Here is a 26,753-nt window from a genome sequence, read left to right as displayed (position 1 = left end):
CTTGTCATGCCATCTATCCTGTTAAGACGGCATCTATCCTATCAAATTACACACATGGGCGTCACTACCATACAACCAACCACATTATTCGATCCGGACGATCTTAAAATCGCTTTCAGTAATAAAACGGATGAAGAACTTAAACTTGCCCACTTCCTATTCAGGATGATGGGTAAGCCCACGCTAGTCAAACTGGGCGGCATCGCCACAGTCTGGGCGCTTAAGCTTGGGCTGCCGATCAAAGGACTGGTAAAGAATACAATCTACCGTCACTTTTGCGGGGGAGAAACAGCGCAGCAGGCACAACGAGCCATCCGTCGCATGGCCAATGCCAAGGTATACACGGTGCTCGATTATGCCGCTGAAGCGAAGGAAGACGAAGCCGGTTTTGACTACGTACTCGATGAGATCATGCGCAACATCCGGCTGGCAAAAGTCACTGGGGAAATTCCTTATATCAGTGTGAAGCTGACAGGTATAGGCTCCCGTGAAATTTTTCAGAAACTGCAGGAAGGCGAGTTACTTACAGCCGAGGAAACAGCGGCCTTTCAGCGCACAGAAAACAGGCTTGACCTGATCTGCAAAGCCGCCTACGAAGCCAACATTACGGTATACATCGACGCAGAGGAAAGCTGGCTGCAGCAAGCCATGGACGAGCTGGCCGAAAAGATGATGCTGCGCTATAACGAGCACCGTGCCGTGGTGTTCAACACCCTGCAAATGTACCGCACGGACCGCATCGCTTACCTCACCGATCTGCTCAAAAGAAGCGAGGGCTATGATGTGGTGCTGGGTATAAAAATCGTGCGGGGCGCCTACATCGAGAAAGAGCAGGAACGAGCCACAGAGTATGGGTATCCGAGCCCGGTATTTAGCATCAAAGCCGATACCGATCACAGCTTTGACAAAGCCATCGACATCTGTCTGCAAAATCTACATAGAGTAGAACTCTGCGCCGCGACGCACAACGAAGCCAGCACCCGCTACCTTGTCAACCAGATCAACCGCCGGGGTATAGCTGACCACCGCAAGTGTATTTACTTCTCGCAGCTCTACGGCATGAGCGACAACCTGACCTACAACCTGGCCAGCGCCGGCTTCAACGCCTCCAAATACCTGCCTTACGGCGATGTAGCCACGACCCTGCCTTACATGATCAGGCGGGCAGAAGAGAACACTTCAATCGCCGGGCAGATGGGCAGAGAATTGAGTTTGCTGGAGGCAGAGATGAAGCGGCGGGGGTTGTAGCACCCCAATCAACTAAATGCCCTCGCTCGCGTCCCGCGAGTGTAAGCTATCTGGCGGACTCTGGCCGCTAGTTTGTGCCTGTCGGCACAGGTGGCGGGACGCCACTGGATAGCTCACACTCGCCAGAGGCGAGCGAGGGAAGAACAATGAACAGAAAACGAAAAATAAATAAAACCCCCTCACCTCCCCTTCCTTTTTTGGGGGCTGGGGGGAGGTAAAAACCATTTCATTCATGATCAAAAACACACCGCACACCTTCCACATCCCGGTTATGGGACTGGCCTTTTCCATCGACTCGCCCATGAAAGTGGCGCAGTACGGCATTTCATCGGTTGTCTCGCTGAGCGACGATACCCTGATTGAACAAATGCGCCAGCATTACAGTCAGGTATACCAGGAACGCTTCACGCCCATTACCCCTAAAGAAGAGGATTACCGCGCCCGTCGCATCACAGAGTACCTCAACCTGGCCGACCGTATTGTGAAGCAGCAAGTGGAGAGCCTGAAACAGGAGTCGTTTGATGCGGAGTCGCGCCTGAGCAAGTACTTTTTGCTGCTGCCTGACCAGGCGCCGCTAAAGGTCCTTTATCAGAAGATGGTGCAGACCAACAATCCGGAGCTGAAAAAGATCATGCAGGATGAGCTGCGCCAGGCTGTGGTACCGGGAAGCATTGATGTGAACATAATGACCAAGCTCGACAAAACCAATTACGACAAAGACGGCAATCCGCTGCCATCGGAGTACTCCGACGCACTGGCCGCGCTGCGAGGTTTTGCAAAGAGTACCGTACATGCTTCGGTGATCTTCTCGGCAGGTATGAACATGCGCCTCTACAGTTACCTGGAGCAGTTCCCTTGCTTCTTCCCTGACGAAAACGGCTATTTGCAAAAGCAGGTGGTTATCAAGGTGAGTGATTACCGCTCGGCATTTGTGCAGGGTAAGATTCTGGCCAAGAAAGGTATCTGGGTATCGGAGTTCCGCATCGAGTCGGGACTGAACTGCGGCGGGCACGCTTTTGCCACAGACGGTTACCTGATCGGCCCGATTCTGGAGGAGTTCAAGCAAAACCGACAGGCCATGCAGGAGGAGCTCTATACCTTGTTCAGCAATGCCCTCACGGCCAAAGGCTATACCGTGCCAGCCACTGCGCCAACCATGCACATTACAATGCAGGGCGGTATTGGCACAGCCGAGGAGCACAATTTCCTGCTGGAGCACTACGGCATGGATGCTGCTGGTTGGGGTACACCGTTTTTGCTTGTACCCGAAGCCACAACGGTAGACGTAGAAACAATGGAGAAGCTGGCCCGCGCCAAAAAAGAAGACCTTTACCTGAGCCCGATCTCCCCGCTTGGTGTACCCTTCAACTCGCTGCGCGGTACCAGCTCCGAAGCGCTCACCTTGGCTCGCATTGAAAAAGGAAAACCAGGTAGTCCGTGCGAGAAGAAGCACCTTGTCTCTAACTCAGACTTTACCAAAGAACCTATCTGCACCGCCTCCCGCAAGTACCAGCGCAACAAACTCGTGCAGCTGCAGGGATTAGGTTTGCCAGAAGGGGAATACAAAGCGCAGGAAGCCAAAGTACTGGAGAAAGAGTGCCTCTGTGAAGGTCTGGCCAACACAGCCCTCGTAAAACTAGGTATAGCACGCAAAGCCGTTGCATCCAGACCGGTGGCCATTTGCCCGGGACCGAACCTGGCCTACTTCTCCAACATCTTCAAGCTGCAGGAAATGGTGGACCACATTTACGGCCGCATGAACGTGCTAAACAACACCTACCGTCCGCACGTGTTCGTCAACGAGCTGCGGATGTATGTGGACTACTGGAAGAACAAGAAGGCAGAGTTGCAGGAGAGCATGACCGACAAACAGGAGAAATACCTGCAGAACTTCTGGCAGAACCTGCAGCAAGGTATAAGCTATTACAAAGAGCAGCTGCCTGTTCTGTTCAAGGACCAGCTGGAGAAGCGCGTGCTGATGCTGGATGAATTACTGGATGCTGAAGACCAGTTACAATTGGCCAATCAGAAGGTATAGACAGCTATGAGCAGAATACGATTAACCCGCCTGTTTACGTTTGAAGCGGCCCATGCCCTGCAAAACTACAAAGGTGGCTGCCGCAACATACACGGGCATTCTTACAAACTGGAAGTGACCATCATCGGCACGCCCATCGTGAGCGAAACGCATCCGAATGACGGCATGGTGATGGACTTTAAAGAGCTGAAGAAGCTGGTGCAGGAAACGATCATTGAGCCGATCGACCATGCGCTCTTGCTGCGGCAGGACGCTCCGCAGGAACTGATTCTGGCGCTGCGGCATTTTCACCACAAGCTGGTGCTTACCCCCTATCAGCCTACCTGCGAGAATATGCTGATCGACTTTAAGCAGCGCATCCGCCACTTGCTCCCGCCTTATGTGGAGCTGCACAGCCTCAAGCTTTGGGAAACCGAGAAGTCCTTTGCAGAATGGTATGCTTCGGATAACCTGTAAGTAAGTCTTACCTCCAGCTAAACCACCCTGTTCGTTAGGCCAAAAGTAACGGACAGGGTGGTTTTTTTTATATGTTTCAGAATAGTATTACCTGATTCCCAATGCCATACCTTGAAACGAAGCCGCCTGATATCCGTTGTAAAGTCTGTTACCAATGAACACGATTATGAAAAAGGCATTTATAATTTTTATCGGCATTTTCTTCTTCTCCTGCACCTCAGACAATACCACGCATGATACCGCTACTGATACACGCGGTACCGAAAGCATGGATGAAAGTGTAGAGATTGGTTCTGGCGAAGAGATCAACCCACAACTGGAAATGCAGGACGACACAGCCGCATTTGAAGTCGATACGGTGACGACTCCAAGACGGAATAATCAGTAAAATCCGGTTTGCTTTCGCTGCACGTTTGCTGGCAAGGTAGCGACTTTGTACAAGGAGAGAGTGCTCAAGCTTGTGCCAGCTATACCAGGTCTTGTTGCCTTTGTATAGTTGCGGCAGGTATAGCAACCTGACTTACATATCCCTCCGCTTGAATATCCTCCTGGAGGCCAGCACCGGCACCAGCACCCAGAGCACCATCACCGCAAAGGCCAGGCCTATTCCCCACAGGCTGCCGAAGATGCTCTTGTACAAGGCGCCGGTGTAGCCCATCATGGCCGACACGTCCAGGTTGAGCAGCACCATCACGCGCCCCAGGTCCACCGGGTTGAGCGCAGTAAGTACAAGTGTGGCATACTCCAGCGGGTAGTCGCCGAAGGAGTAGAGGATGAAGAGCACGATGCCGTCGTAGATCAATGCAAAGTAGAACCAGAGCAGCAGCGCTATACCTATACCTTTAGCCTTGTCGCGGGTGATGACCGAGGCCAGGAAGGCGAGTGCCACGAAGATGAAAGTGATGAACACGCCCGTCAGCACCAGGTACAGTCCCGTGGCGCCGGGCGCGAACAGTAGCACCGGTATACCTACGCCGATCATAAAAGCGGCAGACAGTGAGAGGGACACGCCCAGGTACTCGCTCATGAAGATCTTGCTGCGCCGGATCGGCTGCGATACCAGCAGCTCCATGAACTCGTAGGAGTTGTAGAAGTGCGTGGTGCCGAAGGCGATGCTGATCAGCGGTACGGTGAGCAGCACCAGGTTGAGCAGGCTCAGGAGGCCCTTGTCCGGGCTGCCGCCCAGGTTGAATAAACCGATCGAGAGCAGCAACAGAAACAAGGTATAGGCCACAATGATCTTGTTGCGGACAATGTCGTAGAGTACGTATTTGATGATCTTGTTCATGGTTTGTATCCTTCGTTCATGATTTTGGCAACGGCACGGCTCAATCTCGTTTCCTGTGTTTGCTCTTTTAAGTCAGAAATCGTTTCATAGAACATCACACTGCCATCCACCAGGCACAGCACCTCGTCAGCTACTTCTTCAATCTCGCTCATCACATGCGAAGTGATCAGAATCAGTTTCCCTTTCTTTTTCTCTTTCAGGATTTTGCCTTTCAGAATTTCAGCTGCAAAAGGATCCAGACCAGCGGTTGGCTCATCCAGGATCAGTACCTGCGGGTCGAACAGGAAGGCAAGTGCCGCGCTCACTTTCTGCTTCGTACCACCTGACAGCGCTCCCATCCGCTTTTCATACATCTCTTCCAGCCGGTACAAACCAATCAGTTCATCATCAACGGCAGTATCTTTTCGGATGTCACGGATCATCTCGATCACCTGCCGGATCTTCATGTTCTCCGGGTACTTTCCGATTTGGGGCATATACCCAATCTGGCTGCGGTAGGCGTACTTCTTCAGCACACTCTCGCCATTGAATTTGATATCTCCCTTGTCGGGTAGCACCATGCCCAGTATGCACTTGCTCATGGTGGTTTTGCCCGAGCCGTTCGGCCCGATAATGGATATGACTTTGCCCTTGTCCAGCTCAACGCTCACATTACGGAGCACTTGCAGCTTTCCGTAGGACTTGTACAAATTCTCTATTGTTATCATGATTCACTTTCTTCATCAAGGGGCGCTCGTCCACCAGGTTTTGAGGAATGATACTTGGCAGCACTCTTTCCATGTTATCGAGCAGGTCTACCATAAAGCTGCGCATCAGCATGACGGAGGGCGGCACCCGCTCAATCAGCATGGAGTACAGACTCACTGGCCGATAAGGCACATCGCCCACCCCGTCTTTGTCCAGGTCGTAGCCGCTATACTTCTCCCAGTAGTTGTGCTCAAAGTAGTTGTGCTGCGCGTTTCCGTTGGTACTGATGTCAAAGGAGTTTCCAGTGAAGTTATTGAGCCGGAAGGTGTCCTGTATGCAGGTAGTCATCAGTTTAATGGCCCAGCCGTTGCGCTCAAAATCGTTGTTTTTAAAATCGAGGCGGCTCGAGCTTTCCATGTGTATACCTGTGGTGTTGCGCCGGAATGTGTTGTTGTAAATAACGCTGTTGTTTATTTCTTTCAGAAGCAGACCGTACGAAGCTGCGCCCCAGTTATCTTCAAACACGTTGTGCTCCATCCGGACGTTGGTGGTATACATCACCGCCACACCGGCCCCGTTTTTCCGGAAGATGTTATGGGTATAGGCATTCCCGTCCGAGAACATAAAGTGCAGGCCGTAGCGGCTGTTCTGGTGGCTGAGGTTACGCTCCACGGTGCTGTTCTTCACCGTCTCCAGGTAGATGCCGTCCCGGTGGCCTTGCACCTCGTTCCCTATTATCTGCACCTCGTCTGTGTAGTACACATGAATGGCATTGCCCAGCGAGGACTCGGTTCTGCCCACGTTCTCCCCTTTCACCACATTGCCTTTCACAACAATGCCGTCCGAATACTGCAGGTATATCCCGTAATAGGTTTTCAGGATGGTATTGTCGAGGATCTGGATGTTATTTTGCTGCCTGACCCGGATGGCAGCGTCGTCGCGGGTATAGCTGGTGGCCACGTTCTGCAGCGTGAAACCCTGAATCGTGACATTGTCAGAGGACACCGTGATGATCTGACCGCTGTTGTTACTGTCAATCACCGGGTTGTTCTGCCCGATCAGGCGGATGGGTTGGGTGATCTCTATACCTGACTCCAGGTATACGCCGCCGTCCACCAGCACCACGTCGCCGGCCTTCGCCTGGCTCACGGCCTGTTTCACGGAGGTATAGGCACAGTTGGTGCATACCTTTAGTGTGCCGCCAACCGCCTGCAGGCTCGTTAGCAGCAACACTAAAGCGCATGCTGTCCAAACTACTATATTTTTACTCGGGTTTCTCATTATTCCTAACGGCATCTTTCGCCCCCTCCCAGTTCAGCAGGCGGCCTCCATACTCCTGTTGCAGTCTGCTGGCTGTGGCCTCGTCAGCCACGGCTGTCAGGTACATGCCCATGGGGCTGGGCAGCTCCCGGCTTTGCAGAAAGTGTGCTTTGTCTACCTCAACCAGGTTATCAGGATTGGTAAAGTCCGTTACCAGCAGGTAAGCTGCAGCATCGCTCAGTTCCGGCTGCTCCAGTGCGTAAGCGGCCAGGCACTCCGCCGAATCAAAGAAAAAAGCCTTGCCCTTGTCGTTTACCAGCTCAGCGCCATACCGGTTGTCAGACACGGTCATCTGGCAATGGACGCAGTTCGCCTCACCATAGGGCACAGGTTTTGGCTCCACCGAGCAACCCGCAGCTCCTATTAGCAGGAGTAAGAGGCTCAGTGTGTAAAGGGTGGTTTTGTGTAGCATGTCAATGATTTTCAGTTTAAGTTGAATAAGTTTTGCGCCTGCTTAACAGGTATACGAGTCCGCCTATGACGATAGCCAGGAAGATGCCCAGACTCCCCCAGGCGGGCAGCGAAAGCGCATTGAAGTTGAGCAGCGCCTTGTGGCCGAGCAGCGGCGGGATATAGGTCATGCCCGGCACTTTGATGGGAGCAGTCGGGTCAAGGTTGGTGCCGAACTTATGCAGCCAGAGGTAAAAGTCTGCAATGCCAGCTGCACCCGCTATGGCCAGCAGAATCACCCAGAACAGCACCAGTTTTCTTTTCCCGATAATCCCTGCCAGCACGCCCGTCACCATAAAGAAGATGACGATGTAGGGCATGTACTTGAGCTCGGCAAAAGAGTCCGGATGAATGGCCTCCATGCCGATGTAGTGATTCAGGATGTTGAAATTCTGCAGCACGTGGTCAGAGCTGCCGCCCAGCTTGTTTATCCAGATGTGCAGCTCCAGCCCTTCGGGGTACTGCGGCGCTTCCAGGTAGATCTTCCACATGGGGAAGAAAAACAGTGTGCCCAGCGACAAAGCGGCTATTACCATCAGAATTCTCAGGTATGTGTGCATACTTTCCTGTTTAAGTTGGAGGTATAAAAAGACAGCGAAGCCTGGTTTTAACAAACTCCGCTGTCTTACACAATCAGCTAATCTTAATTCACGCTTGCCTGAACCGGAGGAACCGGTTTCTTTTCTCCTGTTGAGAACTTGATAGGGACATTGGATCCCCTTGGCGATACCCGTACATAGCCTTGCATTTCCTGGTGCAGGGCCGAGCAGAAGTCTGTGCAGTAGAACGGGTAAACGCCCTCCTGCTTCGGTACCCACCTCAGCGACTGCGTAGCGCCTGGCATGATCAGCGTCTCGGCGTTGTTGGCACCCATGATCGCAAAGCCATGCGGCACGTCCCAGTCCTGCTCGAGGTTGGTCACATGGAAGATAACCGTATCGCCTACCTGCACGCCTTCAATGTTATCCGGTGTGAAGTGGCTTCGGATCGAGGTCATGTTCACTTTAACAGTCCTGCCTTGCCGCGTCACACGCACGTCAGACTCTTTCTTCACAGCCTCCGGATGAGAGTTCTCGTCCAGCTTGAAGAACTTCACGCTGTTCGGCGCCACCTTGTCTGCCTGTATGGCCTGTGCGTAGTGCGGTTCAGCCAGGGTTGGGAAGTCGAGAAGCATGCGCATTTTGTCACCACTGATGTCAATCAACTGCGCAGAGTGCAACAGTTCAGGTCCGGTTGGGAGATAGCGGTCTTTGGTGATCTTGTTCATCACGACCAGGTACTTGCCATCCGGCTCTCTTGTGTCGCCGCCTGGAATCATCAGGTGGCCCGGGGAGTAGTAAACCGGCATTCTGTCCAGTACCTGCAGGTCTTTCACATTCCACTTCACTACTTCCGACGACACAAACATGGTAGAGTAAGCATTGCCTTTGCCATCAAACTCCGTGTGCAACGGCCCTAAGCCAGGCTCCTGTACTTCGCCGTAAAGCACCGATTCATATTTGAATACCGGTATACCATTCACCTCGCCATCAAAGTCCTTGTTCTCGATGGCCTGCTGCATTTTAGAGAAAGAGAATACAGGAAGCGTGGCGGCCAGTTTTCCGTTCACCACCATGTACTCCCCTGTCGGGTCCACGTCGATACCATGCGGCGACTTAGGAGCCGGGATCAGGTACATCATACCCGGGCACTCTTCCGGCAGGAGGTAACGCACTGATTTCTTCACGTTAGATGTGGCGATGTGGGAATTGTGGTCCATCGTGTTGTGGTAATAGTTGGCCGGCATCTCGTGTGCCTTCCCTTCAGCAGCGTACTTGGCTGCCAGTTTCCAGTTGATGGCCGCCAGGTAGTCGCGGTCGTTCTGAGAAGCTCCCAGCTCTTTCAATGTGGAAGACTTCTCGGTGTTATAAGTTGTAAAGAACACCCAGTCATTAGAAGGGCCTTTACCACCGTTCGCCAGGTCATAATCAAAGCCGGGCACCAGGATCTGGAAGTCCAGCTCCATGTGGCCATCGTCTTCATTTGTTTTGATGAAAGAAATAGAACCGCGGAACTTTTCCTTGTACTCCGACAGGCTGGCATCTCCCATCCCGGCTTTATCTGTGTCTATCGGCACACTGAAACGGGTACCCGCCAGTATGTACTCGTTGTTGTTGGTGGGGTATGGCGAACAGTGGTTACCGGCAGAGTTCGGAATTTCCATGATCTCCACTGTCTCGAAGGTAGTCAGGTCCACCTTGGCCACACGCGGCGTGTTGTTGCCGTTCACGTACAGGTACTTGCCATCGGCCATTCCGTCACTACGCGAGAGTTTGGGATGGTGCAGGTCATCCCAAGGCACGAAGCCATGTGAGGTCATCAGCATGGGCTTTGTCTCTTCGTTGTAGCCGTAGCCGTTTTCGGCAAATTGCGTGAAAACAGGTATAACTTTCAGCAGCCTGCCCGAAGGAAGCCCGTATACTGAAACCTGTCCGTTGAAACCTCCTGACAGGAAAGAGTAGTACTCATCGTGCTGCCCTGGCGGAACATAAACCGCTGCGGCGGCATCTGAATCAACTGTACCGGATTTCTGATTTCCTTCTCCTCCTCCACATCCCTGCAACATCGCACCTGCCATTAGCATCGGTATAAAGCCTAGCTTGGGTGCTATCCTTTTTAAATTCTGCTTCAATACTTCCATTATACTAGCGGTTTAGTTTACTTTCCTTGTGCTTGTAGGTCGTTAAGGCGCATAAACTCAAGCAGTGCGCGGGCATCCGACTCGTTGATATTCTGGTTTGTCATCTGCGTTAAGTGCTCTGCGAGTAGCTTCTTGGCGGTTGGGTCTTTCTTGGTCATCTCTTCCGGGTTGATCACCATGTTCATGATCCACTCCGGCTTGCGCTTTTCGGTTACACCCAGCAGGCCTGGACCCACTACTTTTTCGTCTGTAAGGGTATGGCAGGCAGAACATTTGCTTTCATAAATTGACTTACCCTCTGCTGCCAGGGCATCATCAATGTTCTCGCTTACCTCAATGGAAGAAACAGGTCCTATCCCTTTGCCATCATCCTCTACAGGAGCCTGCTCCTGCTGGTGAGCCAATCCGGTTTGCTCTTGTGACTCAGCAGCGTTGTTTTCGCTATCACCTGATGAACAGCTAAAAAGTAAGGAGCCACAGAACAGGACTACTACGCTATACCTGATAGACTTTGGCAGAAGACTATATAGTGTTTTGTTTAGTGAAGAGAGCTGATTTGTCATAGTTTTGGATAGTTAAGGTGAGTAATGGTTAAACATGATTGGCCTTTGTTTACGAAGACCTTTCGTTTCGGTTCAATTTGGGTAAGTATATACCGCAATCAGCAGCGTTTTATACCTTTTCCCCTTTTTCCTCAATACGGATAACAAATGCAGGCTACCAAAATCAAAAGAGCGCAGACCTCAGGGCCTGCGCTCTTTTGATTAAGAAGACTGTCTGATCAGCTAACCAGGCAGCGGGTGTTTCACATTATTTACAGATCTCTCCTGGTAAAAGCTCTTCTGGAGGCCAGCACCGGCACCAGCACCCAGAGCACCATCACCGCAAAGGCTAGTCCTATGCCCCACAGGCTGCCAAAGATGCTCTTGTACAAAGCCCCGGTATAGCCCATCATGGCCGACACGTCCAGGTTGAGCAGCACCAGCACACGCCCCAGGTCTACCGGGTTAAGCGCAGTAAGTACCAGTGTGGCGTATTCCAGCGGGTAGTCACCGAAAGAGTAGAGGATGAAGAGCACGATGCCGTCGTAGATCAGCGCGAAGTAGAACCAGAGCAAGAGCGCGATGCCTATCCCCTTGGCTTTGTCGCGGGTGATGACCGAGGCCAGGAAGGCGAGTGCTACGAAGATAAAGGTGATGAAAACACCCGTCAGCACCAGGTACAGTCCCGTAGCGCCCGGCGCGAACAACAGCACTGGTATGCCCACCCCGATCATAAAAGCGGCAGACAGTGAGAGGGACACGCCCAGGTACTCGCTCATGAAGATCTTGCTGCGCCGGATGGGCTGGGAGACCAGCAGCTCCATGAACTCGTAGGAGTTGTAGAAGTGCGTGGTGCCGAAGACGATGCTGATCAGCGGCACAGTGAGCAGCACCAGGTTGAGCAGGCTCAGGAGGCCCTTGTCCGGGCTGCCGCCCAGGTTGAACAATCCGATCGAGAGCAGCAGCAGGAACAAGGTATAGGCCACGATGATCTTGTTTCTGACAATGTCGTAGAGTACGTATTTGATGATCTTGTTCATGGTTTAGTCCTCCTCGTTCATAATTTTGGCAATAGCGCGGCTCAGGCGCTCTTCGTTGGTGTGCTGCTTGATACTGGTGATCGTCTCGTGGAATTTGAGCGTACCGTCCACCAGACACATCACCTCGTCGGCCACTTCCTCTACTTCGCTCATGATGTGCGATGTAATCAGGATCAGCTTACCTTTTTTCTTTTCCTTCAGAATCTTACACTTCAGGATCTCCGCAGAAATCGGGTCGAGTCCGGCGGTTGGTTCATCGAGAATAAGCACCTGCGGGTCGAACATGAAGGCAAGTGCCGCACTCACTTTCTGCTTCGTGCCGCCCGACAGGGAGCCCATTCTTTTATCATACATATTTTGTAAGCCATACAGGCCAATTAGTTCCTCGTCGATCACGGCGGCGTCTTTGCGGATGTCGCGGATCATCTCAATTACCTGCCGGATCTTCATGTTCTCGGGGTACTTGCCTATCTGAGGCATATACCCGATCTGGCTACGGTAAGCGTACTGTTTCAGCACACTCTCGCCATTGTATTTGATATCGCCGCTGTCAGGCAGCACCATGCCCAGTATGCACTTGCTCATGGTGGTTTTGCCCGAGCCGTTCGGCCCGATAATGGACACCACACGGCCACCACTAAAGCGTACCGTCAGGTCTTTGAGCACGGTTAAATTACCGTAGGTTTTGGACAAGTTTTCTATCGCTATCATGATTCACTTTCTTCATTAAAGGCCGTTCATCGACCAGACTCTCAGGTATAAAACTCGGCAGCACCCGCTCGATGCTGTCCATCAGATCGACCATAAAACTTCGCATGAACATCACCGAAGGCGGCACCCGCTCCACCAGCATGGAGTACAGGCTCACCGGGCGGTAAGGCACGTCCCCTACCCTGTTCTTGTTCAGGTCGTAACCATTGTATTTGTCCCAGTAGTTATGCTCAAACAGGTTCATGGTCGGGCTGCCATTGGTGCTCACATCAAAGGAGTTGCCGGTGAAGTTGTTGAGCCGAAAGGTATCCTGGATGCAGCTCGCCAGCAGACGGATTGCCCAGCCATTGCGGTCAAAATCGTTGTTTTCTATGTACAACCGGCTGGAGCTCTCCATGTAAATGCCGGTGGTGTTTCTTCGGAATGTGTTGTTGAGAATGACACTTTGCGAAATATCTTTCAGGAGCAATCCATAAGCAGCAGACCCCCAGTTATCTTCAAAGGTATTGTGTTCCATCCGGATGTTTCGGGTATACATCACGGCTACGCCAGCTCCGTTTTTCCGGAAGATGTTGCGGGTATACACGTTGCCGTCCGAGAACATAAAGTGCAGACCGTAGCGGTTATTACGCTCACTGATGTTCTCGTGGATCAGGCTATTGGTCACATATTCAAAATAGATTCCATCGCGGTGACCTTCCACTTTGTTGCCGCTTACTTCAGCACCGTCGGTGCGCCACACATGTATGGCATTGCCCAGCGCCGATTCTATCTTGCCTGTGTTGACGCCCTTCACCACATTGCCTTTCACGATGCTGTTGTCGGCGTTCTGCAGGTATATACCAAAGTAGGTGTTTAGGACGGTATTGTTCAGTATCTGTATGTTTTCACGGTCAGCTACCCGTATGGCAGCGTCGTCGCGCATGTAGCTTACGGCCACGTTCTGCACCGTAAAGCCTTCCACTTTCACGTTGGATGAGGTAATGGTGATAATCTGGCCGCTGTTCTGGCCGTCTATCACCGGGTTGTTGCGCCCGATCAGGCTGATGGGTTTGGTGATCTCTATACCTGACTCCAGGTATACACCGCCGTCCACCAGCACCACATCGCCGGCTTTCGCCTTGCTTACGGCTTCTTTCACGGAGTGATACTCGCAGGTGTTGCATACCTTTAGTGTGTCGCCGAGAGCCGCTGGGCTACCCAGCATCCACACCAAAGCGCATGCTGTCCAAACTACAATATATTTACTCAGGTTTTTCATTGTTCTTTACGGCTATCATGGCCTGATCCCAGTTCAGCAGACGACCGCCTACTTCCTGATGCATTTTAGTGGCAGTTCCCTCATCTGACAAAGCGGTCAGGTACATACCCATCGGGCTTGGGAGCTCCTTACTCTGTATAAAACTGGCGCTACGGGCGTCAATCAATTGATTAGGTCGGGTAAAGTCGGTCACCAGCAGATAGGCAGCCTTCTCTTGCTGCTCCGGGTTATCCTGCAGGTATGCTGCCAGGCACTCCGCTGAGTCGAAATAGTAGGGCTTGCCTTTGTCATTGACCAGCTCAGCACCATATCGGCTGTCAGAAACAGTCATCTGGCAGTGGGCGCAGTTCACCTCCCCATAAGCGATGGGCTTAGGCTCCACCTGGCACCCTGCCAGCAGCAGGATCACCAGCAGCACCAGGCAGCTCATGTATAGGTTTAGTGATTTCATGCCATTACTTTTTTTGTTGTTTTCACATGCACTGTGCTGCGGCTGAAGAAGTATACCAAACCTGCCAGCAGTATGGCCAGCCCTATTCCTAAACTACCCATGGCAGGCAGCGACAAGGCATCGAAGTTGAGCAGCGTCTTGCTTCCGAGTAGCGGTGGCACATACGTCATACCCGGTACTTTGATGGGGGCGCTTGGGTCTAAGTTGGTGCCGAACTTGTTGAGCCACATGTAGAAGTCGGCTATACCTACGGCACCGCTTATCATCAGCAGCACAACCCAGGAAAGAACCAGTTTTCTTTTGCCCAACAGCGCTACCAGTATACCTGCCACCATAAAGAAGATGACGATATAAGGCATGATCTTGAGTTCAGCGAATGAGTCGGCGTGGATAGGCTCCATGCCAATGTAGTGGTTGAGGATGTTAAAATTCTGGAGCGATCCTTCAGTGTCACCTGAAATCTTGTTCACCCAGATGTGCATCTCCAGTCCTTCCGGATACTGTGGAGCCTGCAGGTAAATCTTCCACATCGGGAAGAGGAACAACAAACCGAGAGACAGCGAGGCTATCATCATCAGCACTTTGTGGTAAGCTTTCATCCTTGTGAGTTTTAAGGTGAAAATTTAAAAAATAAGCGGAGGCTGCCCCGGGCAACCTCCGCTTGTGTTATGCCCGGCTTATACCTGTTGGTTAAGCGGCAGGCTTCTTCTTGCCTGTAGAGAATGTAATCGGTACGTTTGATCCCTTAGGAGATACGCGGATGTAACCTTGCATTTCCTGGTGCAGCGCAGAGCAGAAGTCTGTGCAGTAGAATGGGAACACACCGGCTTTCTTCGGTACCCAGCGCAGTGTTTGTGTTGCGCCCGGCATGATCAGCGTCTCGGCATTGTTAGCGCCCATCACTGCGAAGCCGTGCGGTACGTCCCAGTCCTGCTCGAGGTTCGTCACGTGGAAAAGTACGGTGTCACCTACCTGCACACCTTCAATGTTGTCCGGTGTCATGTGGCTTCGGATGGCCGTCATTTTCACACGCACCACGTTTCCTTCGCGGGTTACGCTGGCGTCAGACTCTTTCTTCACCGCATGTGGGTGGGTGTTCTTGGCCAGGTCGTAGAATTTCACACTGTTCGGCGCTACTCTTTCAGCTTTGATAGCCTGTGCGTAGTGCGGTTCAGCTACGGTTGGGAAGTCAAGGAGCATGCGCATTTTCTCGCCGCTGATGTCGATCAACTGAGCAGAGTGCGCCAGTTCAGGACCAGTTGGCAGGTAGCGGTCTTTGGTGATCTTGTTCATCGCTACCAGGTATTTGCCGTCAGGAGTGTGCGTATCGCCACCAGGGATCATCAAGTGACCAACTGAGTAGTAAACCGGCATTCTGTCCACTACTGTGAAGTCGCTCAATTTCCATTTCACGATCTCAGAAGACACGAACATAGAGGTATAGGCGTTGCCTTTGCCGTCGAACTCGGTGTGCAATGGACCAAGACCTGGCTCTGGCACTTCAGCTTTCAGCACAGACTCGTACTTGAACACTGGGATACCGTTGATCTCGCCGTCAAACGCTTTGTCTTTAATTGCCTGCTGCATTTTAGAGAAGGAGAATACAGGTATAGTTGCAGCCAGTTTGCCGCTCACAACCATGTGCTCGCCGCTTGGGTCCACGTCGATACCGTGCGGAGACTTAGGAGCCGGGATCAGGTACATCATACCTGGGCAGTCCTCAGGAAGCAGGTAGCGAACAGACTTCTTTATAGTAGACTTCGCCATGTGCGAGTCTTTGTCCATTTTGTTATGGTAGTAGTAAGCTGGCATTTCCTTCGCCTTGCCTTCAGCAGCATACTTGGCAGCCAGTTTCCAGTTCACAGCAGCCAGGTAGTCGCGGTCATTCTGGGAAGCACCCAGTTCTTTAAGCGTACCAGAGCGCTCTGTGTTATAGGTAGTGAAGAATACCCAGTCAGAAGACGGGCCTTTGCCACCGTTAGCCAGGTCGTAGTCGAAGCCTGGTACCAGGATCTGGAAGTCAAGTTCCATGTCGCCTTTATCCTGGTCAACTTTGATGAAGGAGATAGAGCCGCGGAACTTGTCAGCATATTCGTTCATGCTCACGTCAGCCGTACCGCCTTTCATGTCAAGTGGCACAGAGAAACGCGTACCTGCGATCACATACTCGTTGTTATCAGTTGGATAAGGCGAGCAGTGGTTACCGGCAGAGTTAGGTATCTCCATGATCTCCACGGTCTCGAAGGTAGTCAGGTCGACACGGGCGACACGCGGGGTGTTGTTACCGTTGGCGAACAACCAGCGACCGTCTGTCATACCGTTAGTGCGTGACAGTTTCGGGTGGTGCAAGTCATCCCAGGGCACGAAGCCGTGTGATGTCATCAGCATTGCCTTAGACTCTTCGCTGTAGCCGTAGCCGTTCTCACCGTGCTGTGTGAACACAGGGATGATTTTCAGCAGTCGACCAGAAGGCAGACCATACACGGACATCTGTCCGTTGAAACCACCTGACAGGAAAGAGTAGTACTCGTCGTGCTTGCCAGGAGCTACATACACTGCCTGAGCAGCATCAGAGGAGACGCCTGCAGCAGTGGCGCTTCCTTCGCCCGGGCCGCTGCTGCAGCCCTGCAGCACGGCACCACCGCCTACCGCCATGATAAAGGCGGCTGCAGGAGCGACATTTTTGAATTTATTGAATAAAGATTTCATGATGATTATGATTTTCGTGTTGTTTCAGATTAAGAATTCTTGTCATTCTGACGCAGGAACTCCAGCAGGGCTCTGGCGTCAGTTTCGTTGATGTTCTGGTTAGTCATCTGCGTTAAGTGCTCAGCCAGCAGCTTTTTAGCAGTCGGGTCTTTTTTGGTCATCTCCTCCGGGTTGATGATCATGTTCATCACCCACTCCGGCTTGCGGCGCTCCGTTACGCCCGCCATACCCGGGCCTACTACTTTCTGGTCTGACAACTGGTGGCAGGCAGAGCATTTGCCTTCGAAAATAGACTGACCTTCAGAAGCCAATGCCTGGTCTATGTCTGCACCCACTTCAACTGACTTAACTGGTCCTATACCTTTTCCGTCATCTTCTACCGGTGCAGCAGGCGCCTGATGGGCGAGGCCCGACTCCTGTTTGGTTTCAGTAGTTGTGGTGTTGTCAGAAGAGCAGCTGTAGAATACCATAGCGGCCAGAAAAAGGAAAGCAACGGATTTAATAGATTTCATGATGGTTGGTTTTTGTTTTTTGAAATTCATGATGTTTACCTGTTTAACTATGAGGTGATCAGGTTCCGTTGTTGTCTTGTGTTTGCAGACTTTCACTTTCAGGTTTTGACCCCCTCTGTAATCAGTACTGTTTGGCTTTCATTTACAATACAAAGGTATTCTCAGAGTGTCTCGAAATAAAAGACCTTTATCTCTTTTAATAGTGACCTTTGTCATCTTTTTGAAGTGAGCGGTGAAACAGTCAGCAGGAAAGCTGCTTCTTCGAGTGCCTCCACGCTGTGTCGCACATGCTCTTGCAGCGTCAGTAGCTGTCCTTTGGTCAGCACCACAGTTTCCGTTTCGGTGTTGAACCGGATACTTCCTTCTATCACCTGCACACTGATGGGACCCGGTGCCTGGTGCGGCTTTATCTCAGAGCCCGCCTGCATCACATTCAGCAGGATGCGCATCGTCTCAGACTTGTAGATCGTCCTGGACCCTCGACCGGTCTTCTGCCAGTTCTCCTCCCCTTTCAGCTCAAGTGCCAGGGCAGGAAGATCAGTAGTGATCAAAGCCTTGTCGCTATCCCTGGGAAGGGAGTTGCCGGATTGCTGTGAGTTTTCTGTTTCTTTCATGGCTCTATTATTATATAAGAGTAGGCGGGGTATTCCTTACCGCCTTGACCTTGCACAAAAGTATCCCAGCCCGGCCTGACAATAGAAGACCTCAATCTCTTTTATTAGTGATCTATGTCATTTTTCTCCTTCCCTGCCTGTATGACCTTTGCAACAGTTCAAAACCATTGAAGAGAAGATGCCATGAAACGGCTTGCTATTATAATGTGTGTGATCTGTGTGCTGGTGCAGCCCTTGAGCAAGCAGGGTATCTTGTTGGTATACCAACTGAATAAGGCCTACATCGCCAGTGAACTGTGCGAAAACAGGTTTATACCTGGCTCCGAATGCAATGGAAAATGCCACCTCCGCAAAGAGCTGAAAAAAGAGAGTGAGCGTGAGCAGCAATCGCAGCGTCAGCAGCACAGCGTGATCGACCTGATTGCTTTTAATGCAGAGCTGCTTCCTGCGGCGCCTGCCATAGCACCAGAAAAAACCAGCGGACACTCCCTATACCGGGCAGGTGTCTATGCATCACCCGATTTTTCCATCTTTCACCCTCCGCGATTCATCGCTTAGTCTCTGATCCCGGTGCCACTCCGGCACCCTCCTGTTTATTTTAAAAATTCAAAGAGTACTAAGTCATGAAAAAGATATTATTAATCGTCATCGCCCTATTATCAATCAACATCAGCAGCCAGGCCTGCGACAAAGGCTGCACCATGGGCGGCAGCTACATGGGCATATTGCCTCAATTCCATAAAAACTTTGTGGGTTTGCGCTATACCACACGCTCCTACACCACTACTGCCACACACGGCCACCATGTGCAGGTAACTGACGAGCGCTTTGCCACAGCCGAGCTGTGGGGCCGTTTTGTGCCGGTCAAGAACGTGCAGATTTTCGCCTTTGTGCCCTACATGCTCAATGAACAGAGCGGTGGTCACCATGCCATCAAGAGCAGAGGCTTTGGGGATGTGACCCTGATGGCCAACTATTCGCTTATCAACACCGGTGACAGAATGGACAAGAACCTGAAGCACACGCTGCAGGTAGGTGGCGGCGTAAAACTTGCCACAGGTGCCTACCGCAACCAGGAGCATGGTGAGCAGCTGGCACCAAACATGCAACCCGGCACAGGCAGCACCGATTACATGGCAAATGGTATCTATACCGTCCGCTACAAGCAACTGGGCCTGAGCAATGATGTGACCTACCGTTTCAACAGCGAGAACAGCAACGGCTACCGTTTCGGCAACCGTGTCAGCGCTTCTTCTAACCTGTTTTACTGGCAGAATGTGAAAGGTATCTCCCTGCTGCCTAGTGCGGGCGTGTACTACGAGCATGCCGAAGGCGACCAATACGAAGGGGCTCCTAACCTGCAAAAAGGCGGCGACTCTTTCTTCACTAACCTGGGCATGAGCGTGTATGTGAAAAACATCGCGGTGGGCGGTACAATACAGTTACCTGTGAGCAGCACCGAGGCGCACCACCATACCGAAGGCAACCGTCGCACCATGGTTAACCTAACCTACATGTTCTAAGGCTCATGGCCTGAACCTCAGCTACTGATTTTCAACTCAAATTCAACTATAACCACTCAAACCTTTACCTTTTATGAAATACAGAAACCTATGGCTGGGGTTCATTGCCGTGATCGTCGGCTCCTTCGCCGTTCTCGGATACTATGGTATCGAGATTTACAGAGAAGCACCACCTATACCGAACAAGGTGGTCACCACATCCGGAAAAGTGCTTTTTACCGGGGATGACATCAAAGACGGACAGAACGTTTGGCAGTCCACGGGCGGCCAGCAGCTGGGCTCAGTGTGGGGCCACGGTGCTTATATAGCACCTGACTGGAGTGCCGACTGGCTGCACAAAGAGGCCATGTACTTCCTCGACTACTGGGCACAGCAGGAAAAAGGCGTGCTGTATGACGACCTGGACGAAGAGACAAAAGCGATGCTGGAGGCCCGTCTGCAAAAGCAGATCCGTGCGAACACTTACGACCCGGAGACAGGTATACTGACTGTATCGGATCTGCGTGCTGAGGCGATAGCAGAAGTGGGCAAGCACTATACTGGCCTGTTTATGAACGACCCGGCGTTGGCCAAGCACCGCGATGCCTATGCCATGAAAGACAACACTGTGGAAGATCCGGTGCGCATGGAGAAGCTCAACACCTTCTTCTTCTGGACTTCGTGGGCCTGCGTGACCGAGCGTCCGGGCAAGAAAATCACCTATACCAACAACTGGCCTGCAGAGAAACTGGTGGCTAACGAGCCTAGCTCTGACCTGATCATTTGGACCGGCTTCTCTGTGATCATTCTGATTGCGGGTGTGGGCATGCTGGCTTATTACTATGCCTCTAACCGTGAAGAGGAGATCGACCATTCCAAGCTGCCGAAGCAAGATCCATTGCTGGGCTTAACGGCTACTCCTTCCATGAAGGCGACCTTGAAGTACTTCTGGATTGTGACAGCTCTGATTCTCGTCCAAGTCACGCTCGGGGTTGTCTCGGCGCACTATGGTGTGGAAGGACAGGCCTTGTATGGCTTCCCGCTAGCCGAGTACCTCCCTTACTCCATTACCCGTACCTGGCACGTGCAGCTGGCCATCTTCTGGATCGCGACATCCTGGCTGGCAACAGGTTTATACATCGCTCCTGCCGTGTCGGGTCATGAACCTAAATTCCAGAAATTAGGCGTTAACTTCCTCTTCGTTTGCTTGCTCATCATTGTGGCTGGTTCACTGGCTGGTCAGTGGTACGGCATCATGCAGAAGCTAGGCTACACCGAAAACTTCTGGTTTGGTCACCAGGGCTACGAGTATGTGGACCTGGGTCGCTTCTGGCAGATCTTCCTGCTGGTGGGCTTGTTCCTGTGGCTGGGGCTAATGGTACGTGCCATTCTGCCTGCCTTTAAGAAGGATGTGGATGGACGCCACTTATTAGGTATGTTCCTGATCTCATCGGCAGCTATCGCCATCTTCTACGCCTCTGGCCTGATGTGGGGTCAGCATACCAACCTGGCCATTGCCGAGTACTGGCGCTGGTGGGTAGTGCACCTGTGGGTAGAAGGCTTCTTCGAAGTATTCGCCACCGTGGTAATCGCTTTCCTGTTCGTACGCATGGGGCTGCTAGATACCAAAATGGCAACGGCAACGGTGCTCTTCTCGACCATCATCTTTCTGTTCGGCGGTATCATCGGTACGTTCCACCACCTTTATTTCAGTGGTACGCCTACAGCCGTAATGGCCCTGGGAGCGACCTTCAGTGCGCTGGAAGTAGTGCCATTGGTGCTGATCGGTTTCGAGGCCTACCACAACCTGCAGATCAGTAAGCTCACCCAGTGGATCAAAGCTTATAAGTGGCCGATCTACTCTTTCGTGGCTGTTGCTTTCTGGAACCTGGTGGGTGCCGGTGTGTTCGGTTTCGTGATTAACCCGCCGATTGCGCTCTACTACATGCAGGGACTTAATACGACACCAGTGCACGCCCATACGGCCCTGTTCGGGGTATACGGTATGCTGGGTATCGGTCTGATGCTGTTCGTGCTGAAAGGTTTGTCTGCCCGCCGTCGCTGGAAAGACGGGGTGATCAGCTTCGCCTTCTGGTCTATCAACATCGGCCTGATCCTGATGGTGCTAATCAGCGTGCTGCCAATCGGTCTGATGCAAACCTGGGCGAGTGTGGAGCACGGTCTGTGGTATGCCCGCTCTATGGAGTTCATGCAAACAGACACCATGAACATCCTGCGCTGGCTGCGCGTGATCGGTGACACGATCTTTGCGGGTGGCGTGCTGGCCCTGGCATGGTTCATTATCGGCCTCAAAACAGGCTGGTCGCTGGAAGAGGACGAGGACGTAGCACCGCTAATCGAAGAAGAAGCCCCTGCAAAACAGGTTCGTTCTTAAGGTATAGCTATACCTGAAATTGATCTTCGAGCGTTACGCTCACTATACATAAACCCTTTACTTAACAAGCCCTTCTGCCTTTGGCGGGAGGGCTTGTTTTTTGTGTCTATACCTGTGGCTTCAGGTATAGCAGCGAAACTGGTGCAGGTATACCTTATACTTCCTACCCTTTTGTGCGTATGGTATAGGCTGACTGAGGTAGAGCGTTTGGGTTTTATCAACCCCGAAATAAACAGTGGGTGTTTTTTAATCCCCGTATACCTATATGGGAGCATGTGGGTCAGGAGACCTGCAACAGCATCCAATCATCCAACAATAGAATAAAAGTTATGGGCATCAAGAAAGTAGTAGATAAGGTAAAAGAAGAAGTAAAAGTGCTGAAGGGTGAAGAGTCCAAAGACAAAGTCTACCAGAACGAGCAGAACTACCCGGATATGACCACTGCGAGGACAGCTTTTGAAGAATCAAAGAAGAAGCTTTTCAATGTAAATCTCTGGTCTAACCTGGAGGGGATCAATTCCACATTCGAGCTGCATGATGACCGGGGGCGGAAAACGACGGCAGAAATTCCGGAGATTGGCTATTTTGTGAAGATTACGCTGCCTGCTTCCAATGTAGAGAACTGGGTGAATATATCCAGCATCCGCATCGAGGATAACCTGGCTGAGTTTACGGTACATCCCAGCGAGAAACCCAATCCGCCGGCAGACGAGGAGGAGGTAACAGAGCACTTTTTCACCAAAGAGGCCAGCAGTACGTTTCGGGTAGAATTGCAGGGCACCACACTCATTGCCTCCGAGATAGGCAAAAACGAATACATCAACAACCAGGGTGAAGAATCCGGTGACCGCTCCGTGCTGAACACCCTGATCGCAGAAGGCGGCTGGGCCGGTTTTCAGGGGCTGCAATGGGACAAGCTCACCAGCTACCTGGTGCACCAGGAGGAGAGAAAAGACGAGTAGGCAACTGTGTATACCTCATCCGACAGTTGCATAAGGTATGAAAATCCTGAGTCTAATTCTGTTTCTGATGTTCCTGACTGCGCTGACCTTCATTTTGAGAAAGATCGAGCGCCGTAAAAACCGCAGAGACTAGCGCTATACCTGTCCTCCTATACCTTTCGGGCAGGTATAGCATAGGCGCTGTGCTGCATTTCCCTTATATTTGGTGAAACAACCAATCTGATCTGAATGAAACGCTTTCTGTTCCTGGCCCTTTCCTGTGGCCTTCTGCTACAAGGAAGTGCCTCCGCCCAGTCGCTGGCACTTGAAAAACCTGTCGAGAAATCGCTCAAAAGAGTAAAACCAAACGATATAAAAGCCCACATCAAGTACCTGGCCGATGACCGCCTGCTGGGTCGCAAGCCCGGCACTGAAGGCTACCAGATGGCTGTGGACTATGTAGTGGAACATTACCAGAAGGCAGGTATAGAGCCCGGTGGTGAGAACGGCACCTACCTGCAGCTGGTGCGTTTGCGCCAGTCTTTCCCCGGCAAAGAGGCCAGCATGGTGATTGCCGATTCAATGGGATCCGCAATGCAGCTGACTTACAACAAGGACTTTTCAGTATACCCACATGCCGAAGAGCCGGAAGTAAGCATCGAGGCTCCGCTGGTGTTTGCTGGCTACGGCATCAGCGCTCCTGACCTGGGCTACGACGACTACGCAGGTATAGACGTAGCAGGCAAGATCGTGGTGGTGCTGCGCGGTGCTCCAACCAACTTCCCTTCTACGGTGTCGGCCTACAGCCGCGACATGATGACGGTACTGAAGATCGCTGCCGAGAAAGGCGCCGTGGGCGTGATCGTAGCCAATACGAATCCGAAAGCCGGTGTGCCTAACCTGCAGGGCGGCACGTACAGCGTGATGGACCCGAATGGCAAAGTGGCCGTTTCCCGCAACTATGTATCGGATAAGATCCGGGTGCTGGCCAGCATCAACAGCAGCACCTTCGAGCAGCTTCTTAAAGGCACAGGTATAGAGATGGCAAAACTTGGCGAGCAACTGCAACAGGGCAAGCCGGCCTCTACCCCACTGGCCCATACCCTGCGCACCAGCTATACCTCTACCTACAAGGATTTTGAAAGCCACAATGTGATCGGTAAGATCACAGGCGCCGATCCGCAACTGCAGAATGAATACGTGGTGCACAGCGCCCACCTCGACCACGTAGGTGTAGGTCGCGCCGTGAACGGTGACTCCATCTACAACGGCGCCCACGACAATGCCTCCGGTGTGGCCAGTGTGCTCGAGATCGGGAAAATCTATTCCAGGCTGCCTGAAAAACCGAAGCGCTCTGTGCTGTTTGTGATGGTAACTGCTGAGGAAATGGGTCTGCTGGGTTCCGCATACTTCGCCCGCTTCCCGACAGTGCCGGTGGAGCAAATCGTGGCTAACATCAATACCGACATGCCGACCATTATTGCGCCGCTATTGTCAGTTGTAGGTCTGGGTGCAAACCACTCCTCGCTTGAAAACGAAGTAGCCGCCGCAGCAAACCACCTGGGCCTGACGGTAGAGGAAGATCCGGAGCCGGAGCAGATGCGCTTTATCCGCAGCGACCAGTACAGCTTTGTGATGCAAGGTATACCTGCGCTGCACATCAAGTATGGCAACAAGACTAAAGACGGACTCAATAACCTGAACAAGCAGGTGGAGCAATGGCGTGCCATCCACTACCACAAGCCACAGGATAACTTCAACGATACCTTCGACTACAAAGCCGGGAAAAAGTACGTGCAGCTGAACTTCCTGATCAGTTACCAGGTGGCAAATGCAACGCAGCGGCCAAGCTGGAAAGCAGGTGATTTCTTCGGAAGTCGCTTCGGGAAAGGAAGTAATTAATGAATAATGACGAATGAGTAATAAGTAATAGCGAATAAGTAGCTACTAAAAGGCGAAGGGAAATGGATATTGATTATCTATTTCCCTTCGCCTTTTAGTCATCAATCACTCAACTCCTCCTGAATTATTCATTCATCATTACTCATTACACAAAGCATTAATACATTTGCTCATAGTACTGATGCGCCATGCGGTCTGAGTCGAAGAAAGGAATCACATCGCGCATGCTCTGCTTGACAATGCCCATCCATTTTCCGCGATCCTTGTAATAAGTCGGGATCACTTCATTTTCCAGGATGTTCATCAGGTTCTTATGGTCGATCTCATCCTGCATGGAATCGGGCAGGTTGCTGTCTACTACCGGCAGCACAAAGCTGTTCTCGCCGTGGCGGGCAAACTCTGGCAGCCATCCATCCAGCACCGACAGGTTCACGGCTCCGTTCATGGCAGCGGTCATACCGCTGGTGCCCGAGGCTTCGCGGGGTCTTCGCGGTGTGTTCAACCACACATCTGCTCCCTGCTTTAGTTTGCGCGACAAGCCGATTTCGTAGCCTGTCAGCACCGCAAAGTTCTTGCGCTGGTACGATAGATTCACCAGGCTGTTGAACACACTCACGGCTCCCTCATCAAAGGGGTAAGGCTTACCGGCCCAGATCACCTGCACGGGCTGGTCTTTCTGGGTAAGCATGTCAAAAAACCTCTCGATGTCATGCACCAGCAAGTCAGCACGCTTGTAGGCAGCAAATCGACGGGCCCATACCACCGTGAGTACATCCTTCCGGAAGAGCTTACCTGTCTGGTCGGCCACGATCTCGAACAGTTCCTGCTTCATCTCTCCCTTGCGTTGTATCAGGGCCTGGTTATCGTCCCGCTCCAAAGCCTGCCGCATGGTGCTGTCCATCCAGAAGCGGGCATTTTGGGCATTTGTGATCGCCTTGATCTCGCACACGTTATCATTCTCGTACCACATGTCGCGGGCTACCTGCCCGTGCAGTTGCGACACCCCATTGGCCACTTTCGCGATTCGCAGGGCAGCCAGGGTATAGTCAAAGAAATTGCCATGCATGCCCGTCATGCGCCGTGCCTCTTCCAGTGAGGTTTTGTTAAAGAAAGACATGTTGTTGAGCAGGTGAATGTCGTGCACCTCGTTACCTGCTTTTTCAGGCGTATGGGTCGTAAAAGCAATGCGCTTTCGCATGTCTTCCGTATTCCCGAATTTCTCGTGCAGATAGAACGCCAAAGGTAAGGCGTGACCTTCGTTCATGTGGTAAATGTCCGCGCCTCCCAGTTCTTCCACTACTTTGGCACCCGCTATACCCAGCACAATGCTCTGTGCGATGCGGGTGGACGGCTCTTTGTCGTACAGGTGATAAGTAATCGTGCGGGCCAGGTGGTCGTTTTCAGGAATGTTGGTGGTCAGGAAGTACATAGGCACCGTACCGAACACTTCAGGACGCAGTACCAGGGCTTTCACTTTTACAGGATGGCCGTTTACGTTCACCGTCACCATAATGCCGGTGTCCTCCAGGTAGGTATAGTATTTTTTCTGAAACTGTACCCGCATGGTCTGGTCGTCGTTGCGCACCTGATCATAGTAACCATACTTCCAAAGTATGCCTATCCCGATCATGTTCTGCCGCAGATCGTGGGCGCTGCGCATGTGCGAACCCGCCAGAAAACCCAGACCGCCTGAGTAAGTTTTGAGCGCCTGGTGTATACCGAACTCCATGCTGAAATAGGCCACACGTTTCTGATACTTCTCATTGATTTCGTACGGATGATACCACTTACTATATGCTTTCATAAGTTAAATGTTCATGTTTTTAAGGTGTCCTGAGACCCGGCTGAAAATTAAAATGAAAGCAGCGAAAGGCGAAATGCAACAAACGCTGAAGACATCACCTGTTCAACTGCTTTTATGCCCTTCTGAACGTAAGTCACTGTGGTAGTATACCGCTAAAAGGATAACACCTGGTCTCACGCTCGAAAAAGCTTAAGTACAATAT

General features: G+C 51.9%; 25 protein-coding genes. 9 read left to right on the top strand and 16 right to left on the bottom strand.

Annotated features, from left to right (window positions below; genetic code table 11):
* The first annotated feature begins 54 nt into the window (after positions 1 to 54).
* The 4 genes from Q1A54_RS16620 (at position 55) to Q1A54_RS16605 (ending at position 4,130) form a co-directional block, all read left to right on the top strand.
* Positions 55 to 1,248, top strand: coding sequence for a proline dehydrogenase family protein (locus Q1A54_RS16620; protein WP_299990421.1), 1,194 nt, complete (start codon positions 55 to 57; stop codon positions 1,246 to 1,248).
* Positions 1,249 to 1,480: 232 nt separating this feature from the next.
* Positions 1,481 to 3,286, top strand: a complete 1,806-nt coding sequence (locus Q1A54_RS16615; protein ID WP_299990419.1) for a hypothetical protein — start codon at positions 1,481 to 1,483, stop codon at positions 3,284 to 3,286.
* A gap of 6 nt (positions 3,287 to 3,292) precedes the next feature.
* Entirely contained in the window at positions 3,293 to 3,742 is a 450-nt protein-coding gene (locus tag Q1A54_RS16610; RefSeq protein ID WP_299990417.1) for a 6-carboxytetrahydropterin synthase, read from the top strand.
* Between the two features lie 154 nt (positions 3,743 to 3,896).
* A complete protein-coding gene (locus Q1A54_RS16605) occupies positions 3,897 to 4,130 on the top strand; it encodes a hypothetical protein (protein WP_196120953.1) in 234 nt (77 codons plus the stop codon).
* A gap of 132 nt (positions 4,131 to 4,262) precedes the next feature.
* Here Q1A54_RS16605 and Q1A54_RS16600 read toward each other — a convergent pair whose 3' ends face one another.
* From Q1A54_RS16600 to Q1A54_RS16530, 15 genes are all read right to left on the bottom strand, one after another.
* The gene (locus Q1A54_RS16600; protein ID WP_299990415.1) at positions 4,263 to 5,030 is read right to left on the bottom strand and encodes an ABC transporter permease subunit; all 768 of its coding nucleotides are present in this window, start codon (positions 5,028 to 5,030) and stop codon (positions 4,263 to 4,265) included.
* A complete protein-coding gene (locus tag Q1A54_RS16595) occupies positions 5,027 to 5,737 on the bottom strand; it encodes an ABC transporter ATP-binding protein (protein ID WP_299990413.1) in 711 nt (236 codons plus the stop codon). Before Q1A54_RS16595 ends, Q1A54_RS16600 begins: the two co-directional genes overlap by 4 nt.
* Complete coding sequence (nosD, locus tag Q1A54_RS16590) at positions 5,682 to 6,950, bottom strand: nitrous oxide reductase family maturation protein NosD (RefSeq protein WP_299990411.1); 1,269 nt, start codon at positions 6,948 to 6,950, stop codon at positions 5,682 to 5,684. The genes Q1A54_RS16595 and nosD overlap by 56 nt, the downstream gene beginning before the upstream one ends.
* A gap of 31 nt (positions 6,951 to 6,981) precedes the next feature.
* Positions 6,982 to 7,449 carry a nitrous oxide reductase accessory protein NosL gene (locus tag Q1A54_RS16585; RefSeq protein ID WP_299990409.1) on the bottom strand — a complete coding sequence of 156 codons (468 nt, stop codon included), beginning with the start codon at positions 7,447 to 7,449 and terminating at the stop codon, positions 6,982 to 6,984.
* 16 nt (positions 7,450 to 7,465) lie between these two features.
* Positions 7,466 to 8,047, bottom strand: a complete 582-nt coding sequence (locus tag Q1A54_RS16580) for a hypothetical protein (protein ID WP_299990407.1) — start codon at positions 8,045 to 8,047, stop codon at positions 7,466 to 7,468.
* An 83-nt stretch (positions 8,048 to 8,130) separates the two neighbouring features.
* Positions 8,131 to 10,167 carry a Sec-dependent nitrous-oxide reductase gene (nosZ, locus tag Q1A54_RS16575; RefSeq protein WP_299990405.1) on the bottom strand — a complete coding sequence of 679 codons (2,037 nt, stop codon included), beginning with the start codon at positions 10,165 to 10,167 and terminating at the stop codon, positions 8,131 to 8,133.
* A gap of 17 nt (positions 10,168 to 10,184) precedes the next feature.
* Positions 10,185 to 10,730: a cytochrome c gene (locus Q1A54_RS16570; protein ID WP_230392323.1), complete on the bottom strand. Its 546-nt coding sequence runs from the start codon at positions 10,728 to 10,730 to the stop codon at positions 10,185 to 10,187.
* Between the two features lie 251 nt (positions 10,731 to 10,981).
* Positions 10,982 to 11,749 (bottom strand): ABC transporter permease subunit, encoded by a 768-nt coding sequence (locus tag Q1A54_RS16565; protein ID WP_299990402.1) that lies wholly within the window; start codon positions 11,747 to 11,749, stop codon positions 10,982 to 10,984.
* A gap of 3 nt (positions 11,750 to 11,752) precedes the next feature.
* Positions 11,753 to 12,460, bottom strand: a complete 708-nt coding sequence (locus Q1A54_RS16560; protein WP_299990400.1) for an ABC transporter ATP-binding protein — start codon at positions 12,458 to 12,460, stop codon at positions 11,753 to 11,755.
* The gene (locus tag Q1A54_RS16555) at positions 12,423 to 13,721 is read right to left on the bottom strand and encodes a nitrous oxide reductase family maturation protein NosD (protein ID WP_299990398.1); all 1,299 of its coding nucleotides are present in this window, start codon (positions 13,719 to 13,721) and stop codon (positions 12,423 to 12,425) included. The genes Q1A54_RS16560 and Q1A54_RS16555 overlap by 38 nt, the downstream gene beginning before the upstream one ends.
* Positions 13,705 to 14,172 carry a nitrous oxide reductase accessory protein NosL gene (locus tag Q1A54_RS16550; protein ID WP_196120944.1) on the bottom strand — a complete coding sequence of 156 codons (468 nt, stop codon included), beginning with the start codon at positions 14,170 to 14,172 and terminating at the stop codon, positions 13,705 to 13,707. The genes Q1A54_RS16555 and Q1A54_RS16550 overlap by 17 nt, the downstream gene beginning before the upstream one ends.
* Entirely contained in the window at positions 14,169 to 14,771 is a 603-nt protein-coding gene (locus tag Q1A54_RS16545) for a hypothetical protein (protein WP_299990396.1), read from the bottom strand. The genes Q1A54_RS16550 and Q1A54_RS16545 overlap by 4 nt, the downstream gene beginning before the upstream one ends.
* A gap of 91 nt (positions 14,772 to 14,862) precedes the next feature.
* The gene (gene nosZ, locus Q1A54_RS16540; RefSeq protein WP_196120942.1) at positions 14,863 to 16,881 is read right to left on the bottom strand and encodes a Sec-dependent nitrous-oxide reductase; all 2,019 of its coding nucleotides are present in this window, start codon (positions 16,879 to 16,881) and stop codon (positions 14,863 to 14,865) included.
* A gap of 29 nt (positions 16,882 to 16,910) precedes the next feature.
* Positions 16,911 to 17,393 (bottom strand): cytochrome c, encoded by a 483-nt coding sequence (locus Q1A54_RS16535; protein WP_299990393.1) that lies wholly within the window; start codon positions 17,391 to 17,393, stop codon positions 16,911 to 16,913.
* Between the two features lie 212 nt (positions 17,394 to 17,605).
* On the bottom strand, positions 17,606 to 18,007 hold the full coding sequence (locus Q1A54_RS16530) for a cupin domain-containing protein (protein WP_299990391.1): 402 nt from the start codon (positions 18,005 to 18,007) through the stop codon (positions 17,606 to 17,608).
* A 183-nt stretch (positions 18,008 to 18,190) separates the two neighbouring features.
* Between Q1A54_RS16530 and Q1A54_RS16525 the strand changes: the two genes are divergently transcribed.
* From Q1A54_RS16525 to Q1A54_RS16505, 5 genes are all read left to right on the top strand, one after another.
* Positions 18,191 to 18,565, top strand: coding sequence for a hypothetical protein (locus tag Q1A54_RS16525; protein WP_299990389.1), 375 nt, complete (start codon positions 18,191 to 18,193; stop codon positions 18,563 to 18,565).
* Between the two features lie 65 nt (positions 18,566 to 18,630).
* Positions 18,631 to 19,530, top strand: a complete 900-nt coding sequence (locus Q1A54_RS16520; protein WP_299990387.1) for a hypothetical protein — start codon at positions 18,631 to 18,633, stop codon at positions 19,528 to 19,530.
* A gap of 73 nt (positions 19,531 to 19,603) precedes the next feature.
* Positions 19,604 to 21,904: a nitric-oxide reductase large subunit gene (locus tag Q1A54_RS16515; protein WP_299990386.1), complete on the top strand. Its 2,301-nt coding sequence runs from the start codon at positions 19,604 to 19,606 to the stop codon at positions 21,902 to 21,904.
* Positions 21,905 to 22,233: 329 nt separating this feature from the next.
* Positions 22,234 to 22,866 carry a hypothetical protein gene (locus Q1A54_RS16510; protein ID WP_299990384.1) on the top strand — a complete coding sequence of 211 codons (633 nt, stop codon included), beginning with the start codon at positions 22,234 to 22,236 and terminating at the stop codon, positions 22,864 to 22,866.
* 228 nt (positions 22,867 to 23,094) lie between these two features.
* Positions 23,095 to 24,747 (top strand): M28 family metallopeptidase, encoded by a 1,653-nt coding sequence (locus tag Q1A54_RS16505; RefSeq protein WP_299990382.1) that lies wholly within the window; start codon positions 23,095 to 23,097, stop codon positions 24,745 to 24,747.
* A 157-nt stretch (positions 24,748 to 24,904) separates the two neighbouring features.
* Here Q1A54_RS16505 and glgP read toward each other — a convergent pair whose 3' ends face one another.
* On the bottom strand, positions 24,905 to 26,551 hold the full coding sequence (gene glgP, locus Q1A54_RS16500; protein ID WP_299990380.1) for an alpha-glucan family phosphorylase: 1,647 nt from the start codon (positions 26,549 to 26,551) through the stop codon (positions 24,905 to 24,907).
* Between the last annotated feature and the right edge of the window lie 202 nt (positions 26,552 to 26,753).

Source organism: uncultured Pontibacter sp., assembly GCF_947502515.1.
Classification (GTDB): Bacteria; Bacteroidota; Bacteroidia; order Cytophagales; family Hymenobacteraceae; genus Pontibacter.
The sequence above is the reverse complement of the archived record's forward strand: the minus strand, read 5'-3'. Positions and strand labels throughout refer to the sequence as shown.